Source organism: Chryseobacterium sp. CH25 (assembly GCF_004119455.1).
Classification (GTDB): domain Bacteria; phylum Bacteroidota; class Bacteroidia; order Flavobacteriales; family Weeksellaceae; genus Chryseobacterium.
This window is the reverse complement of sequence record NZ_NRQT01000001.1, coordinates 307,094-323,303: the sequence shown is the minus strand read 5'-3', so window position 1 is coordinate 323,303 and position 16,210 is coordinate 307,094. Positions and strand designations below refer to the sequence as shown.

General features: G+C 35.5%; 12 protein-coding genes and 1 pseudogene. 5 read left to right on the top strand and 8 right to left on the bottom strand.

What is annotated here, in order from left to right; genetic code table 11:
* Positions 1 to 24 precede the first annotated feature (24 nt).
* Positions 25 to 357 carry a DMT family transporter gene (locus BOQ64_RS01425; RefSeq protein ID WP_050021122.1) on the bottom strand — a complete coding sequence of 111 codons (333 nt, stop codon included), beginning with the start codon at positions 355 to 357 and terminating at the stop codon, positions 25 to 27.
* Between the two features lie 416 nt (positions 358 to 773).
* Entirely contained in the window at positions 774 to 1,337 is a 564-nt protein-coding gene (locus BOQ64_RS01420) for a Crp/Fnr family transcriptional regulator (protein WP_129056656.1), read from the bottom strand.
* Positions 1,338 to 1,760: 423 nt separating this feature from the next.
* Here BOQ64_RS01420 and era point away from each other — a divergent pair, with 423 nt between their 5' ends.
* The 3 genes and pseudogenes from era to BOQ64_RS01405 all read left to right on the top strand — a co-directional run bounded on the left by era (position 1,761) and on the right by BOQ64_RS01405 (position 5,683).
* Positions 1,761 to 2,636, top strand: coding sequence for a GTPase Era (gene era / locus BOQ64_RS01415; RefSeq protein ID WP_129056658.1), 876 nt, complete (start codon positions 1,761 to 1,763; stop codon positions 2,634 to 2,636).
* Positions 2,637 to 2,703: 67 nt separating this feature from the next.
* Positions 2,704 to 3,132, top strand: a complete 429-nt coding sequence (locus tag BOQ64_RS01410) for a DoxX family protein (protein ID WP_129056659.1) — start codon at positions 2,704 to 2,706, stop codon at positions 3,130 to 3,132.
* A gap of 149 nt (positions 3,133 to 3,281) precedes the next feature.
* Positions 3,282 to 5,683 (top strand): annotated as a pseudogene (locus BOQ64_RS01405) (prolyl oligopeptidase family serine peptidase).
* A 342-nt stretch (positions 5,684 to 6,025) separates the two neighbouring features.
* Here BOQ64_RS01405 and BOQ64_RS01400 read toward each other — a convergent pair.
* Complete coding sequence (locus BOQ64_RS01400; protein ID WP_129056661.1) at positions 6,026 to 6,715, bottom strand: HAD family hydrolase; 690 nt, start codon at positions 6,713 to 6,715, stop codon at positions 6,026 to 6,028.
* Between the two features lie 75 nt (positions 6,716 to 6,790).
* Here BOQ64_RS01400 and BOQ64_RS01395 point away from each other — a divergent pair, with 75 nt between their 5' ends.
* Both BOQ64_RS01395 and BOQ64_RS01390 read left to right on the top strand, forming a co-directional pair.
* Positions 6,791 to 7,351, top strand: a complete 561-nt coding sequence (locus BOQ64_RS01395; RefSeq protein ID WP_129056663.1) for a Crp/Fnr family transcriptional regulator — start codon at positions 6,791 to 6,793, stop codon at positions 7,349 to 7,351.
* 448 nt (positions 7,352 to 7,799) lie between these two features.
* Complete coding sequence (locus tag BOQ64_RS01390) at positions 7,800 to 8,303, top strand: GNAT family N-acetyltransferase (RefSeq protein ID WP_129056664.1); 504 nt, start codon at positions 7,800 to 7,802, stop codon at positions 8,301 to 8,303.
* 291 nt (positions 8,304 to 8,594) lie between these two features.
* On the opposite strand, the gene BOQ64_RS01385 is transcribed toward BOQ64_RS01390, so the two are convergent.
* From BOQ64_RS01385 to BOQ64_RS01365, 5 genes are all read right to left on the bottom strand, one after another.
* Positions 8,595 to 9,956 carry an MATE family efflux transporter gene (locus BOQ64_RS01385; RefSeq protein ID WP_129056666.1) on the bottom strand — a complete coding sequence of 454 codons (1,362 nt, stop codon included), beginning with the start codon at positions 9,954 to 9,956 and terminating at the stop codon, positions 8,595 to 8,597.
* Between the two features lie 99 nt (positions 9,957 to 10,055).
* On the bottom strand, positions 10,056 to 11,240 hold the full coding sequence (locus BOQ64_RS01380) for a sigma-54-dependent transcriptional regulator (protein WP_129056668.1): 1,185 nt from the start codon (positions 11,238 to 11,240) through the stop codon (positions 10,056 to 10,058).
* Between the two features lie 56 nt (positions 11,241 to 11,296).
* Positions 11,297 to 11,956: a YggS family pyridoxal phosphate-dependent enzyme gene (locus BOQ64_RS01375; protein ID WP_129056670.1), complete on the bottom strand. Its 660-nt coding sequence runs from the start codon at positions 11,954 to 11,956 to the stop codon at positions 11,297 to 11,299.
* Between the two features lie 77 nt (positions 11,957 to 12,033).
* Positions 12,034 to 12,894, bottom strand: a complete 861-nt coding sequence (locus BOQ64_RS01370) for a polysaccharide deacetylase family protein (protein WP_129056672.1) — start codon at positions 12,892 to 12,894, stop codon at positions 12,034 to 12,036.
* Positions 12,895 to 13,301: 407 nt separating this feature from the next.
* A complete protein-coding gene (locus BOQ64_RS01365; protein ID WP_129056674.1) occupies positions 13,302 to 16,178 on the bottom strand; it encodes a heavy metal translocating P-type ATPase in 2,877 nt (958 codons plus the stop codon).
* Positions 16,179 to 16,210: the final 32 nt, after the last annotated feature.

Below are 16,210 nucleotides of genomic sequence, written 5' to 3'. Positions count from 1 at the left end.
TATTGATAGATGTTTATGCCCTTGTTAGTGTGATGAAGACACCGCTTTTAATCCTACAACAGAACCAATAAGCGTTACAATAAAGAACACTCTCCAAAAGCTTACAGGATCTTTAAAGAAGATGATTCCCATTAAAGCTGTTCCTACCGCTCCAATTCCTGTCCATACTGCATAAGCTGTACCGATAGGTAATGTTTGTGTTGCTTTTATCAGCAGAAGCATACTGATTGTCATGGTGATCAGGAAACCTGCATACCATAAATACATCTCAGTTCCTGATGTTTCTTTTGCCTTTCCTAAGCATGATGCGAAGGCAACCTCAAATAATCCTGCGATAACTAATATGATCCAATTCATTGTTAAATTTTTCTACTGCAAATTTCAGAATTTCACAGGAGAAAAAATTTTACAATTGTTAAAAAATGATTTGAGTAGGGAAGATGGGAGCTGGAAGAGGGAAGTTATGATGGTCGGACCGGATAATAGTTTGTAATTTTATCAATGAAGAGTTTTCAGAATAAAGAAGTTGGAATGCTCTGAATAAACAGGATTCTTTAAATTATTGATCTTTATATAATTAATTATGATGGTTTTTTTACATATACCATTATATCAATAGAAGCGGGCTTTAGCCCGCTTTCAATATAAATATCATTCCATTGGCTTTAGCCAAAACTTAAAATATTGTTTAAATGATAAGACTGCAAGTTATTTTAAAAAGCTGCCAGAACTTCCATCCTCCATCTCCCAGCTTCCATCCATAAAACAGCAACTTACTTAATCTCCGCCCGAATCCTGCTCAAACTCACCTGCGTAATTCCAAGGTAAGAAGCAATATGACCAAGCTGAACCCTTTTTAGTAGATCAGGCTGATACTGGATAATGTCTTTGTAACGTTCCAGAGAAGTTTTAAATTGTCTTGAAATAATCAACTCTTCAGATTTTATCATCTCTGCTTCTGCAAGCTTTCTTCCCCAATTAGCAATATGAATGTCTTCATTAAAGAGTTTTCTTAAATTCTCGGTTTCCAGGATATACAGATCGCAGTCTTCAAGCAGTTCTATGCTTTCATAGCCGGGTTTATTTTCCACATAGCTCTTCATAGAAAGAACACATTGTCCTTCACTTCCGAACCAGAATGTAATATCATTATCCGAAGTAGAAGAATAAGCACGGGCAATTCCTTTACGGATAAAATAAACATAAGGAATAACCTTATCAGCTTCCATCAAACAGTAGCCTTTAGGATGTGAAACTTCAGTGATATATGCTTTTAAGCTATTTTTGGATGCTTCCGGAAGTATGTAAATTTGGTCGAGAATCTGGTCTATATTCATAAAAGATGAATTCTAATATTCAAAAATATCAGTTTTAGGCAATGCAATACAAAATTATTTTATGATTTTTTCTTATAAAGTAGGGTTGGAAGATTGACGGTCCTGTCGAAGTTTCGCTTGGATGTTTTTCCCTAAGAAAAGAATATTTGGTACAATACTCATGAAAACTTTAGATTTTCAAAACTTAGGTGTACTTTTCTATAACATCATTTTAAACTTTTTAAAGTGAACTTACGTGTTAAAAACTTTTGTGACTTTGTGGTTAAAATAGATAAGTTTAAAAATTTAGTAATATAATCTCTTTGAAATTTCCTCTGAAAAGTCCTGTAAAGAAAAATAACTCTCTTTTTTCTTTTAAATATTCATATTAACCGTAAAGACCAATTTTGTTTTACTAACTTTGCAGTTCGTAATATTATTTTTATGCACAAAGCTGGATTTGTAAACATAGTTGGAAAGCCCAATGCCGGAAAATCAACACTTCTTAACCAATTAATGGGGGAGAAGCTGGCGATTGTAACGCAGAAAGCCCAGACAACCCGTCACAGAATTTTTGGTATTTATAATGAAGAGGACCTTCAGATCGTATTTTCCGATACTCCGGGAGTATTGGATCCTAAATACGGATTGCAGGAAAAGATGATGGATTTTGTAAAGGATTCCCTTCAGGATGCCGATGTATTTCTGTTTATTGTTGATGTAACGGACAAAGCTGAGCCTTCAGAGTTCTTAATTGATAAATTAAATAAAATCCCTGTACCTGTACTTTTATTATTAAACAAAGTAGATCAGACAGATCAGGCAGGTCTTGAAGCATTAGTAGAAACCTGGCATAACAGGATTCCGAAAGCGGAAATCCTTCCTATTTCTGCCCTTAATGCCTTTAATACAGAAGTTATCCTCCCTAAATTAAAGTCTTTATTACCTGAGAACCCACCTTACTATGATAAGGACCAATATACAGATAAGCCGGAAAGATTTTTCGTAAACGAAGCAATTCGTGAGAAAATCCTTTTGAACTATGATAAAGAAATTCCATATTCTGTGGAAGTGGTCACTGAACAGTTCAAAGAAAAAGAAGGAATTATCTTCATTGATTCTATTATTTATGTAGAAAGAGATACCCAAAAAGGAATCATCATCGGGCATAAAGGGGAAGCAATCAAAAAGGTAGGTACAGAAGCAAGATTAGACCTGGAGAAGTTCTTTTCCAAGAAAATTCACTTGAATTTATTTGTTAAAGTGAAAAAAGACTGGAGAAAGAATGATAGAGATCTTAAGAATTTTGGTTACAGATAGACTAAAAATGCTGTAAAACCCGTTGTATTAAAAGATTTTTATTACCTTAGTCTAAATTTTTTAGTAAATGAACTACAATAATTCAAATTCGAGCTCAATACCTAAAGATATTGTTTTATTAGCAGTTAGAGTATTTGTTGGTTTTGCAATGCTTTCTCACGGGTACCCGAAACTCCAGATGTTATTGGCAGGGGGTAAAATTGAATTTTTCGATTTTCTGGGAATGGGGCCGCTTGTTACCCTTATTCTTACTGTAATTGCTGAATTTGTTTGTTCAATATTACTGATATTGGGACTTTTTACAAGAGTCTCCTTAGGGTTTTTGATCTTTACAATGGTCATTGCCGGATTTGTAGTTCATGGAGCAGATCCTTTTGAAAAAAGAGAAATGAGTTTAATTTATCTTTCTGTATATCTTCTTCTGATGATTATCGGAGCCGGAAAAGTTTCTGTGGATCATCTGATTGAAAGAAGAAAAAGAGCTTCAGACTGGTAGAAATTATAGAATATAAAATAAAAAGAGTATCTTCGGATGCTCTTTTTTGTTAGAGTTATTTTTAAGAATGTCTTTATTATTGGGGATTTCAAAAGGATTTTGTATTGATTTCTGTCAAAAATCACTACATTCGTAGAAAATGAATCTATATGAAGATAAAACTGACAATCTGCCTTCTGGCATTTCTCAATTTTTATGATGCACAGGAGAATATTACTTATCAGAAACCTTCTGCCGAAATCCTGAAGCTGGCAGATTATGAAAGACCACCATCTGTTTTGATGAACAACAAAAAAGACTGGGTGGTGTTTACTTACCGTTCAACATATAAGACGTTAGATGATCTTAACCAGCAGGAAATGAAGCTGGGTGGTTTAAGAATCAATCCGGTTACCAATATTGCAAGTACTGTTACGTATTTCAATAATCTTAAAATAAGAAAGTTCAGTGATAAAAATGAAGTTCAGGTAAAAAACCTGCCTACAGGAGCTAAAATTGCTTACGTACAGTTTTCACCGGACGAAAAGAAACTTACTTTTACCAATACAACCAATAAAGGAGTAGAGTTGTGGATCGTAGATATGGAAACTGCTACAGCCAAAAAAATTACACAAGATATCCTGAATGCCAATTTAGGAACTCCGTATCTTTGGTATAACGATTCCCAAAGCTTATTAATCAGAACACTGCCTCAAAACAGACCTGCTTTAATTGATTCAGGAAAGGACCTTCCTACGGGACCCATTGTTTCCACAGCGGATGGAAAAATTTCCCAAAACAGAACGTATCAGGATCTTTTAAAGAATCCTCAGGATGAGAAGAACTTTGAAACTTTAGTTACATCTGAAGCTTTTAATGTAGATTTGAACGGAAACCTTAAAAAGGTGATGAATCAGGATATGTACACAGGATTAAGTTTTTCTCCTGATGGAAACTATCTGTTATCTACAGTTATTAAAAAACCATTCTCTTATATTGTTCCTCTGAACAGATTCCCTATGACTACAACAGTTTATGATATAAAGGGTAATGCTGTAAAAGTGGTGAATGAGATTTCTCTGAACGAAATTATGCCTAAAGGATTCTCATCCGTGAGAACCGGAAAAAGAGAGATGTCATGGAGAAGTGACGCTCCGGCAACATTGGTATATACTGAAGCTCTTGATGGTGGAGATCAGTATAAAACAGCAGAATACAGAGACGAAATCTTCACTTGGGAAGCTCCGTTTACTGCTGCCCCAAAATCATTCTTTAAAATCAAACAGAGATTTGAGGATATAGACTGGACAAATGACCATTATGCATTAGTGTCTGAAGAATGGTATGATACAAGAAACACCAAAACTTTCCTGGTTGATCTTAACAATGGAGAATCAAAAGTAATTGACGACAGAAATTCTCAGGACGTTTACAGTGACCCAGGAGAATTCAATACAGTAAAAAACCAATATGGAAGATCTGTTATTGACTTGAAAGGCGGCAAAGCTTACCTGATGGGTGACGGATTTACAAAAGATGGACAACATCCGTTTGTAGATGAAATGGATATCAAAACCCTGAAGAAAAAAAGACTGTATACTTCCAGTCTTAAAGGTGCTAAAGAAAGCATTGTAGATATTTTAAATCCTTCAAAAGGAGAGATCTTAACAACGCAGGAATCTTCAAGCCAGTATCCAAACTTCTACAAAAAGAATATTAAATCCAATAAAGCTGAAGCGGTAACACATTTTGCCAATCCTTTTGAAAGTATTAAAGATGTTCACAAAGAAGTTATAACGTACAAGAGAAATGATGGTGTTACATTGACGGGAACTCTTTACTTACCGGCAAACTACGACAGAAAGGCTAAGAAAGAAAAATTACCTTTACTGATCTGGGCTTATCCAAGAGAATATAAAGATAAAAATACAGCAGGGCAGAGTACACAAAACGATAACGACTTTACTTTCCCTTATTACGGATCTTTTGTATACTGGGTAACTAAAGGATATGCTGTTTTAGACAATGCGGCCTTCCCAATCATCGGAGAAGGAAAAACAGAACCAATGATACTTTTATTACTCAATTGGTTGCCGATGCGGATGCCGCGATTAATGCAGTAGATCAGTTAGGATACATTGATAAAAAGAAAGTAGCTGTAGGTGGTCACTCATATGGAGCATTTATGACAGCTAATTTATTGACACATTCCAAACTTTTTGCTTGTGGTATTGCAAGAAGTGGTGCCTATAACAGAACATTAACACCGTTTGGGTTCCAGACTGAGCAAAGAAACTATTGGGATGTTCCGGAGATCTATAACACGATGTCTCCATTTATGAATGCAGATAAAATGAAAACTCCATTGCTTCTGATCCACGGTGATGCAGATAATAACCCGGGAACTTTCACCCTGCAGACGGAAAGATATTTCCAGGCACTGAAAAATCTTGGAGCACCGGTAAGAATGGTTCTTCTTCCAAAAGAATCACACGGATATCAGGCGAAAGAGAATATTTTCCACGTTTTATGGGAACAAGATCAGTTCCTTGAAAAGTGTCTGAAAAAATAATAAATATAAGAATTCAGGTTTGAAGCGGGGAGCTGGAAGAGGGAAGTTCTGAAGGGCATAAATAATGGCTGTCTTCTCTTTTTTGAAGCAATTTAATTTTATAGTGACTTTTATTACTTATCACTAAAAGTAACCTCCAGCTCCCTTCTTCCATCTTCCAACCTTACTTCTTAATCAGAACAAGCTAAATATGAAAAGGCTGTCTCAGAAATGAGGCAGCCTTTTTTTATGGAATGATCAACAAAGCTAAGCGGGGGATAAGTTACTGTACAAGAATAAGGAAATCTAACTTTAGATGAAGCTTTATTTACTATTTTCAAAGAACTTGATCAATCTCAATAATTAAAGAAATGACAAGATCTCATTAATAGTCTTCAGTTCCATAAAATTTTCATGTTCCAGATTCACATCATGCTGCTCATGGCTCCAGGTAACATGGTAAGGAATGTGAGCTGCTGATCCGCCAATTTCCAATACAGGTAAAATATCCGATTTAATGGAGTTTCCAAGCATTAGAAAATTTTCTGGTTGGCAGTCAAGATGTTTTAGCAGTTTTTGATAATCATTTTCCTTTTTGTCACTCATAATTTCAATATGATGGAAATAGTCCTGCAATCCGGAATTTTTCAGTTTACGTTCCTGATCAAGTAAATCTCCTTTTGTGGCTACAACAAGCCTGTATTTTCCTTTTAAGCTTTCAAGAGTCTCCGTTACTCCATCTAACAGTTCAATGGGCTTTTGAAGAAGATCCTGGCCTAGCTCAATCGCTCTGTTGACTAATTGCAGAGAAGCAGTATTGTTTGAAACTCTTCCAATGGTTTCAATCATACAAAGCATAAATCCTTTTACACCATATCCATATAAATGAAGGTTCTTCATTTCTGTTTTAAAGAGTTCCTGGGATACGGAATGATGGGGAAGATAGTCTTCAAGCAATGCACAGAATTCCTTTTCTGCTTCCTGAAAATAAGGTTCGTTGATCCAAAGTGTATCATCTGCATCAAAAGCTATAGTGGTAATGTGATTATTCATTTTAGTTTTGTAAATTTCTGCTTCAAATTTCCATATAAAAAATAAACCAGCAAAGGACAATTGTCCCGAAGACCTATGTTACGAACGAATCAATCATTTTTAAGTCATCTTGAAAGGCTTTATCATCAGCAAACCGGAGAAAATATTATGCTGGAATCATTTTCCAAAGGACAGAAGTTATTGATCCAGGATCACACGGTTTCCAAAGTAATGTTGATTAAAGAAGGAATTACAAAATGTTATTTTGAGGAAGAAAACGGAAAAGAGTACATCATTGAATTTCTGGGAAGTGGAGAAATTCTCGGCGAAGTAGAGCTGATTAAAAATATATCTTGCTTGTGTGGTATTGAAGCATTGACAGAAGTTGTAGTATATACCATAAGTCTGGACTATTTTAATGAATTGATTCAAAAAGATCTTGTTTTGAATAATTTACTGTTAAATTCCTTTGCAGAACGTATTATCAATACTTCAAGCAGAGCTTCCTATCAACAGCTTTATACGGTAGAGCATACACTTACACAGCTGCTTAGAATGCAGGCTAAGCAGAATATTCAGATTTCCAAAGAAGATATGGCTGCATACCTCGGAATTGCAGTAAGAAGCTTAAATAGAATTCTGAAGAATCTACAATAAGTATTGTTGGAAAACGCTAAGACGCAAAGAATTATAAAACGAACTGCTTTTAAGGCGCAAGAGAATCAAAGATTCTCAGCAAAAAATATCTGCAATTTATTTGTAGATTATATATTTCTATGTGGTAAAAATTAAACTGATTTAGCCACATAGAAACATAGATTTTAGACATTAATACATTATTTGTGTATAAATGGCCATTATCTATACAGTATTCAATTTTATCGCAGATAAAATCTTTGCGCCTTAAAAACATTCACTCCAAAATAAAATTGCGCTTTTGCGTGTATTAACATAAATAATTTTTTAGTTGTTTATTGTGTTTTAGTGTTGTTTTTACATGGGTGTATTTAGTTTTTTTATTAAAAATAAAATAATTTATGTAAAATAAATGGGGGTATTGTGAAAAATTATTATTTTTGTGACATAAATATTGAATGTGATATCCATGGGAAATTTAAAATTCAGAAGTGCAGAATTAGCCGATTTAAATAAAATTGTAACCATTTACAACTCAATTATTGCTTCAAGAATGGTAACTGCTGATGTAGAAGAAGTTTCCGTAGAAAGCAAAGTGCAATGGTTTAATGAGCATAGTGCTGATACCCGACCACTTTGGATGGTAGAAGATGCTGAAGGGCAGACCGTAGGCTGGGTAAGTTTCAGCTCATTCCATGAAAGACCTGCTTACAGTGGAACTGTGGAAGTGAGTATTTACCTTGATGAAAGCTCCAGAGGAAAAGGGTATGGCAAAACGATTCTCCAGTATTGTATTGACAATGCTGGGAAATTTGGAGTAATTAATCTGGTAGCCCTTATTTTTCTTCACAATGAACCAAGTTTGAAACTATTCAGACACTTTGGTTTTGAAGATTGGGGTACGCTACCTAATGTGGCTGTTTTGGATGGTATTGAACGAAGTTTGAAGATTTTAGGGAGAAGAATTAAATAAATATAAAAGGTTATCTCATCTGGGATAACCTTTTTCTTTGCTGTTACTTAAAAATCTCTCGCAGATTTAGCGGATTACGCAGATGCTTATGGTGAATGTTAATTTGTATAAGTATAAATTTTTATAAAGTCTAAGTGTATAAATTCAATAGGGATGGGCTTTAGCCAAAAATTATTTATAAGGCGATGAAATCGCTTCTTAAGTTTACTTCTCGTATTAAAGTCTGCATGATCTGTTAAATCTGCGAGAGAAATAAAAAAGGCTGCTTCCATAGAAACAGCCTTTTTTATTTTATGCATTCTGCTTAATTCGCTTAGCAGACATATTAAGGAATCGTTTAACAAGGAAAACTGCTGAAACAGTTAATCCCAGTCCAAGAGCAATCCACATTCCGAATGCTCCCATTTCCAATGTTACACAGAAGAAATAGCCTAAAGGAATAGTAATAAGCCAATAGGCAATAAAAGTATAAATAGATGGTATTTTTACATCCTGTAACCCTCTCAGCATTCCTAATGCTGTTACCTGAATTCCATCAGAAAGCTGGAATAAGGCTGCGATAATCATCAGTTTTGATGCCAGAGCGATTACTTCAACTTCTTCTTTTTTAGTAAAGAATGTAGGTAAAATATTTTTTCCTAAAACGAAAAACAATCCGCAGATACACATAAAGATAAATGCAATCTTTAAATTGTTGATTCCTACTTTTCTTAATTCAACAAAATTCTGTTCTCCTAACTTTCTTCCGATCATAACGGTAGAGGCTACACTGAATCCAACGCAAAGGTTGAAGGTAAATGAAGCCATACTCAATGCGATCTGGTGAGAAGCAATATCATGTGCAGAGATTAATCCGCAGATGAAAGCAGCTCCAGCAAAAGCAGTTACCTCAAAGAACATCTGTAAAGCGGTAGGCAATCCTAATCTTACCATTTTATCAAACATAGCCTTAGAAAAGTCTTGTACTTTCAGAGAGAAATCTTTGATATAACGTCTCGTTCTTTTTTCCTTCAACAATACAAAATAAAGGAAAACCACCATGAAGATTCTGGAGATTAAAGTTGCTAAAGCAGAACCTTGTACTCCCATTGGAGGAATTCCCCAAAGCCCTTTGATAAAGACGTAGTTTAAAGCAATATTGATGATGTTGGCAATAATGGTAGCTTTGGTAACCCCAATGGTATAAGATAAGCCTTCTGAAACTTCACGAAGCGTCTGAAAAGCCATGATCGGTATCATACTGACTACCATAATACTTAAAAAGGCTATTGTATCAGGAACAATCTTCTCTGGCTGTCCGGAGTGATAGAGTAGAGGCATTACTGCAAATAATACCAGCATAAGAATAACTCCTACAGCCATATTGATGATAAAACCATGACTAAAAACAGAATTAATAGTAGCATGATCTTCTTTTGAGTGTGCTTCAGAAACCAAAGGCGGTATGGCAAATGAAAAACCCAGTGCCAATACAAATATAGAGAAGAACACCGCATTCCCTAACGAAACAGAGGCTAATGCATCTGCCCCTAATAGTTTTCCGACAATAATATTGTCAAATAAATTCACTGAAACTTGCCCTACCTGGGTGAGCATCACAGGCAGAGCCAAAGTCAGGCATTCTTTTGTGTAGTTTTTGTTTAAAAATTTCATAATATCTTAAGATTCATATAGTTTATCATTCATATAGTCCAAAAAAAAATTTGCAGTAGTTGTACTGCAAATTTTTATAATATTGTAATAATAATTGTATTATTTCCTTACAAAACTTGCAACGTCACTTTCAGAAACAGTGTTTCCACCAAGAATAATCAATCTTTCCACAACATTCCTTAACTCCCTGATATTTCCAGTCCATGAAAGCGCTTTTAAAGCATCAATAGCTTTATCATCAAACTTTTTCATAGCAGTACCATGCTCATCAGCAATCATACCAGAGAAATGTTCAACCAATAATTTGATATCATCTTTTCTGTCATCCAATGGCGGAACATAGATTTCAATTACAGAAAGTCTGTGGTAAAGGTCTTCTCTGAATTTCCCTTCCTCAATCTCCTTCTGCATGTTTTTGTTGGTTGCTGCGATTACTCTCACATCAACTTTTATTTCTTTGTCGCTTCCTACAGGAGATACTTTGCTTTCCTGAAGGGCTCTCAATACCTTAGCCTGAGCAATAAGGCTCATATCTCCAATCTCGTCAAGGAAAATAGTTCCCCCGTTTGCCTGTTCGAATTTTCCCTGCTTATCTTTAATAGCACCTGTAAAAGAACCTTTTACGTGTCCGAAAAGTTCAGATTCAATAAGTTCAGATGGGATCGCAGCACAGTTTACTTCTACCATAGGGCCTCTTGCACGCTCACTTTGGTTGTGAATAGCATGAGCTACCAGTTCCTTCCCGGCACCGTTTGGTCCTGTAATCAAAACTCTGGCATCAGAAACGGCAACCTTTTCAATCATGTCCTGAATCTTCTGCAAAGCAGGAGAGTTCCCGATCATCTGATATTTTTTATTTACCTTTCTCTTTAATGTTTTATTTTCTGTCTGAAGATTTTTGTTTTCTTTCTTCAGCGTTTCTTTAACTAAAGCATTTTTTACGCTGGTAATAAGTCTGTTGATGTCAATAGGCTTGGAGATAAAGTCGTATGCACCCTCTTTCAGGCAGGAAACGGCAGAATCAATGTCTGCATGACCTGAAATCATGATAAATGTAGTTTCAGGTTTCAATACGAGACTCTGCTTTAAAAGCTCGGTTCCTGAAAGCTTAGGCATCTTGATATCAGAGATCACCAATGCGAAATCTTCTTTTTCTACCTGTTTGTAACCTTCAAGGCCGTCTTCGGCGATAACAAATTCATAATCTGTAAGTTCGTCAGAAAGAATACTGTGAAGTACTCCTGAGATTGCTTTTTCGTCTTCTACTATAAGGATTTTTTGCATAGTCGCAAATTTAAATTTTTTGTTTCAATTATTAGCAAAAACTGTACCTAAATATTCTATTGTGAATAGTCTCTTCTTCCGAAAATTGCAGATCCTACTCTCACAGAATTAGCACCACATTCAATGGCTACAGGGAAATCATCACTCATTCCCATTGATAAGGTTTTTAAAGGTTTCAGTTGATTTAATTCATCAAAAAGTGTCTTTAAAGTTAAAAATTCTTTTCTGATCTGTGGCTCATTATCTGTAAAAGTTGCCATTCCCATCAATCCGGTAACTTCAACATGTGGGAAATTCCCATCCATATATTGTTGGAAAATAGTTTTGGCTTCTGATATTTCAAGTCCGAATTTGCTGTCCTCTGCTGCAATTTTTACCTGAAGCAAAACTTTAATAGACCTATTGTTCTTACCTGCTTCTTTGTTGATTTCAGCTAATAGTTTTTCTGAATCTACACTTTGGATGGTATCTATGAAAGGGGCAATATATTTTACCTTGTTGGTCTGCAGGTGTCCGATAAGATGCCACTGGATATCCTGAGGCAGGAGAGGAGCCTTTTCCATCAGTTCCTGAACCTTGTTTTCTCCAAAGACTCTTTGCCCAAGATTATATACTTCCTGAATAGCAGAAACTGGATGCGTTTTTGAAACGGCAACCAGTTGAACATCTGCTGTAAGCTGATCCTGTATTTTTTTGTAATTTTCCTTAATACTCATAAATGCAAAGTTCTGAAATTTAGGCTAAGGTTCAAAGTGTAAACTGATTGAAAAACAGATTTTCTTCAACCCTTAGATTAGTTCAGTACTTCATTAATTTTTGGATACTGAGAAATCTTTCTGAAAACAAACTTGTTACTTTTCTGTAATTTTTCAATAAACAGATCCAATTCGTTAATAGAATCGGTATCTCTCAGATATTGATCATGAGTAAGGAAAACAAGGTGCCTTGAAGTTTTTTCAAGATCATTAAGAAAGATGCTGTCTACTTTTTTCAGCATGGCTTCGTGGCTTCCTTTTAAAGTCATTTTTTGGGTAGGTCTCCATTCAAGATCCCAACCGATCACTTTATAGCCCGCTCTTTTAAGACCATCTGCTGCAGCAGTGGAGCTTTTGATGTCAGTAACATTAATATTGTTAAGTCTCCAGATATTTCTTCCTGGGGTTCTTGCTATTTTATCATGAAGTTTAAGAGTGTCTTTAGCAATATCGAAATCACGTACAACAGCATCAGCACTTTTATAGAAGGCTGTGTATTTGTTATGCGCATGAGTGAAGCTATGGTTGGCCAATTCAATAAGTGGGCTTTCCTTTAAAAGCTTAAAATCATTTTTTTGCTTTGTACTTCCATTAACATGTCTTCCCACTAAAAAAGCGGTGGCACATACATTTCTTTTGTCAAGAATCTTTAAAAGGTTTTCTGTTCCCTGGTTAGGACCGTCATCAAAGGTCAGATAGATTACTCTTTTATCGGGATCTATACTTTCGTCGTCCGTTTTAGGGGCAGTTTCTGCGGCAGGATGTTCCGGTGAACTGGTAGAGGTGTTCACGTCATTCTTAAAATTACAGCTGTGTAATACTACTGAAGTTGCACTCATCAATGCAAACATCCCGAGAAAAGCCTTATTTTTTGACTTTCCCGCAAAAATTTTTCTCATAAAGATATTGGAGTTTTAAATTGTTAAAAATCGTTAAAAATAACGTTTGAATGTTAACAAATTATATGCCATGTTTTTCTTTTATTTTCCTTTTTAAGGTTATTTTAAGAACTTTATTTTAAAGTATTTTTTTATTAAAGTGCTGATTGTTAAGTTATGTTTTTGTTTTCCGTAAATCTTAACATTTATAAATGATAAAACGATAGGTGTTTTCTATATTTGTTGAGATAATAATATTCTTCAAGTAATAGGGAATTAATTTTTAATTAATAAAACTTTAATACATATTGGATTTTGTTTGAGTTTGAAAAGCAGACTTCAGAAATTATGGTTTCAAGAGGTTTTTACATATAAAAAGCCTTTTCATAACTCAGATGAAAAGGCTTTTCTTTTATGTTTTTACAATATTACTTTATATCCAGATCCACTGAATTTAATCTTAATGAATTCAGAATTACAGATAATGAGCTTACACTCATCGCTGCAGCAGCAATCATTGGTGATAGAAGAATTCCGAAGAACGGATACAGTAATCCTGCAGCAACCGGAATTCCTAAAACATTATAAATAAAGGCAAAGAACAAGTTTTCTTTGATGTTTTTAAGAAGCTTCTCGCTAAGTAACTTTGCTTTGGCTACTCCTAAAATATCTCCTTTTAATAAGGTGATCTCAGCACTTTCAATGGCTACATCGGTACCGGTTCCCATTGCAATTCCTATATCGGATTGTGCAAGGGCAGGAGAGTCATTAATCCCGTCCCCGGTCATGGCTACAATTTTGCCCTGTTGCTGTAATTTTTTTACTTCATTCAGTTTATCCTCAGGAAGGCAATTGGCTTTAAAATGTTTGATTCCCAGTTCTTCAGCAACGGCTTTTGCTGTGTGCTCGTTATCTCCGGTCATCATAATAATATCAACCCCTTCACTCATTAATCGGTCTACCGCTTTTTTAGAACTAGCTTTAATTTTATCAGTAAAGCTTATAAATCCTAAAACATTCTGACCCTGTGCTACATAAGAAATCGTGTGTGCCTTTGATTGTACTTCAATTGCCTTTTGTTTTAATACGTTAGGTATCTGAATCTGATGAGAAGTTAATAAGCTCTCGTTCCCAAGATAGGCTGTTTTTCCGTTGATGTTTCCTTTTACTCCTTTTCCAGAAACGTTTTCAAACTGATCTACTTTTTCAGCAGATAAATTTTCGTCCTTTGCTCTTTTGATTACTGCATTGGAAAGCGGGTGCTCTGAGTTTTGATTCAGAGAGAAGGCGAGCTTTAAAATCTGATTTTTATCTTCATTGTTTACGGTTTCAATATATTCTACAGAAGGCTTTCCTTCCGTTAAAGTTCCGGTTTTATCAGTAATCAGAACATTTACTTTATTCATCTGTTCAAGGGCTTCTGCGTTTTTGATCAGAATCCCGTTTTTAGCTCCCTTTCCAATTCCTACCATTAAGGACATTGGAGTGGCCAGACCTAAAGCACATGGACACGCTACAATTAAAACGGCTACAGCATTCACGAAAGCGAATAAACTTCTTTTTCCTTCCGGGCCAAAGAACTGCCATGATACAAAAGTAAGAGCTGCAATAAGAATAACAACCGGTACAAATACTTTTGATACTTTATCAGTTAGTTTCTGGATAGGAGCTCTGCTTCGGCTTGCCTCATTGACCATTTTAATGATTTGAGAAAGTAAGGTTTCATCACCTACTTTTTCTGCTTTCATGATGAATACCTGATTTCCGTTGATTGTTCCAGAAGAGACTTTATCATCAACCGTTTTTTCAACAGGAACAGGTTCTCCTGTAATCATACTTTCGTCAACAATAGAGTTTCCTTCCGTAATTTTACCGTCAACCGGAATTTTTTCACCTGGTTTTACTTTTAATAAATCCCCAATTTTTACCTGAGAAAGCAGTACTCTTTTTTCTTCACCATTCACGATAAGATTGGCTTCATCCGGAGACAGGTTCATAAGTTCCTTAATGGCGTTTCCTGTTTTTTTGTGAGCAGCAGCTTCCATCAGCTGACCTAAAATAACAAGGGTCAGAATAACGCAGACTGCTTCAAAATACAATGGAATCTCATGGTTATGACCACGGATCTCATGAGGAATAATATCAGGGAAAGCTAATGCGGTAATACTGAAAATAAATGCAGCCGCTACACCCAGAGCAATTAAACTGAACATATTAAGGTTCCAGGTTTTGAATGAAACCCAGCCTCTTTTTAACAGGAACCATCCGGAATAGAACATGACCGGAATTGTTAACGCTAACTCAATAAATCCCTGAATCTGATGAGAGAAAGGAAAGTTAATAAACATTCCGCCCATAGAGAGAATAAAAACGGGAACGGTAAATGCCAGTGAAATCAGAAATTTCCTTTTTAGAATGTTGTATGTCTCATCCTCTTCATCCTCGCCACTGTCTGGCATTCTTACAAGATCCATTCCGCAGATAGGACAGCTTCCCGGTTCATCACTGATGATTTCAGGGTGCATAGGACAGGTATATTTTGCTGTTTTCTTTTCTGGATATTTTACCAGATCCATTCCACAAACAGGACATCCTACGTTGGAATCATAAGTTTTGTCTCCTTCACAATACATCGGGCAATAATATCTTCCTGCCATTTCATCAGTAACTTTTGGTGCTTCATGATGATGGCTATGCTGATGCTGATGATGATTGTGATTGTGAGAATGTGAATGGCTATGACTATGGTTTGAAGCTGCATTTTTAGCCATATCTTCAGATATTTCTTCTAAATGCATGTGACATACTGGGCAGTCTCCTTTTTCATCATACACTTTATCTCCTTCACAAAACATAGGACAATAGTATTTTCCCACGCTATCTTTGAAATTTTCAGGAAGGTTTGTTGCTGAATAAGTAGGCTTATGGTTAGGATCTTTCGCTAGCTTTTCTTCAATTGGAACCAGATACATTTTACAAACCGGGCATCTTTCTCCCTGTTTAAAATATACCTTTTCGCCTTCACATTCCATCGGGCAATAGTATACCGATGACGGAGATACGCGGTCCTGAGGTTTTACAAAAGCTTTTTCAGGGTTATTTGGGTCTTCAAGTCTGTATTTTCCTATTTCTGCCAGAGAATCATTTAAAATCGAAAGTGCAACTGTGTGATCAGAAGTTATGGTAGCGGTATTGTTTTCAAGATTTACATCGGCTGTAACTCCTTCAATGCTGTTCAGTTGATTGGATATTTTTTTCTGGCAACCGGAACAGGTCATTCCGAGTATGTTATACTGTTGTTCCATGAGTCTTAAATTTATAGTACAAATTTCCAAAA

Excerpts from the sequence above, each read along its gene's own strand:
- BOQ64_RS01380 (WP_129056668.1), bottom strand. The coding sequence starts at position 11,240 with ATGCAAAAAATCCTTATAGTAGAAGACGAAAAAGCAATCTCAGGAGTA.
- BOQ64_RS01370 (WP_129056672.1), bottom strand. The coding sequence starts at position 12,894 with ATGAGAAAAATTTTTGCGGGAAAGTCAAAAAATAAGGCTTTTCTCGGG.
- BOQ64_RS01365 (WP_129056674.1), bottom strand. The coding sequence starts at position 16,178 with ATGGAACAACAGTATAACATACTCGGAATGACCTGTTCCGGTTGCCAG.
- era (WP_129056658.1), top strand. The coding sequence starts at position 1,761 with ATGCACAAAGCTGGATTTGTAAACATAGTTGGAAAGCCCAATGCCGGA.
- BOQ64_RS01400 (WP_129056661.1), bottom strand. The coding sequence starts at position 6,715 with ATGAATAATCACATTACCACTATAGCTTTTGATGCAGATGATACACTT.
- BOQ64_RS01385 (WP_129056666.1), bottom strand. The coding sequence starts at position 9,956 with ATGAAATTTTTAAACAAAAACTACACAAAAGAATGCCTGACTTTGGCT.
- BOQ64_RS01425 (WP_050021122.1), bottom strand. The coding sequence starts at position 357 with ATGAATTGGATCATATTAGTTATCGCAGGATTATTTGAGGTTGCCTTC.
- BOQ64_RS01420 (WP_129056656.1), bottom strand. The coding sequence starts at position 1,337 with ATGAATATAGACCAGATTCTCGACCAAATTTACATACTTCCGGAAGCA.
- BOQ64_RS01375 (WP_129056670.1), bottom strand. The coding sequence starts at position 11,956 with ATGAGTATTAAGGAAAATTACAAAAAAATACAGGATCAGCTTACAGCA.
- BOQ64_RS01395 (WP_129056663.1), top strand. The coding sequence starts at position 6,791 with ATGTTACGAACGAATCAATCATTTTTAAGTCATCTTGAAAGGCTTTAT.
- BOQ64_RS01410 (WP_129056659.1), top strand. The coding sequence starts at position 2,704 with ATGAACTACAATAATTCAAATTCGAGCTCAATACCTAAAGATATTGTT.
- BOQ64_RS01390 (WP_129056664.1), top strand. The coding sequence starts at position 7,800 with ATGGGAAATTTAAAATTCAGAAGTGCAGAATTAGCCGATTTAAATAAA.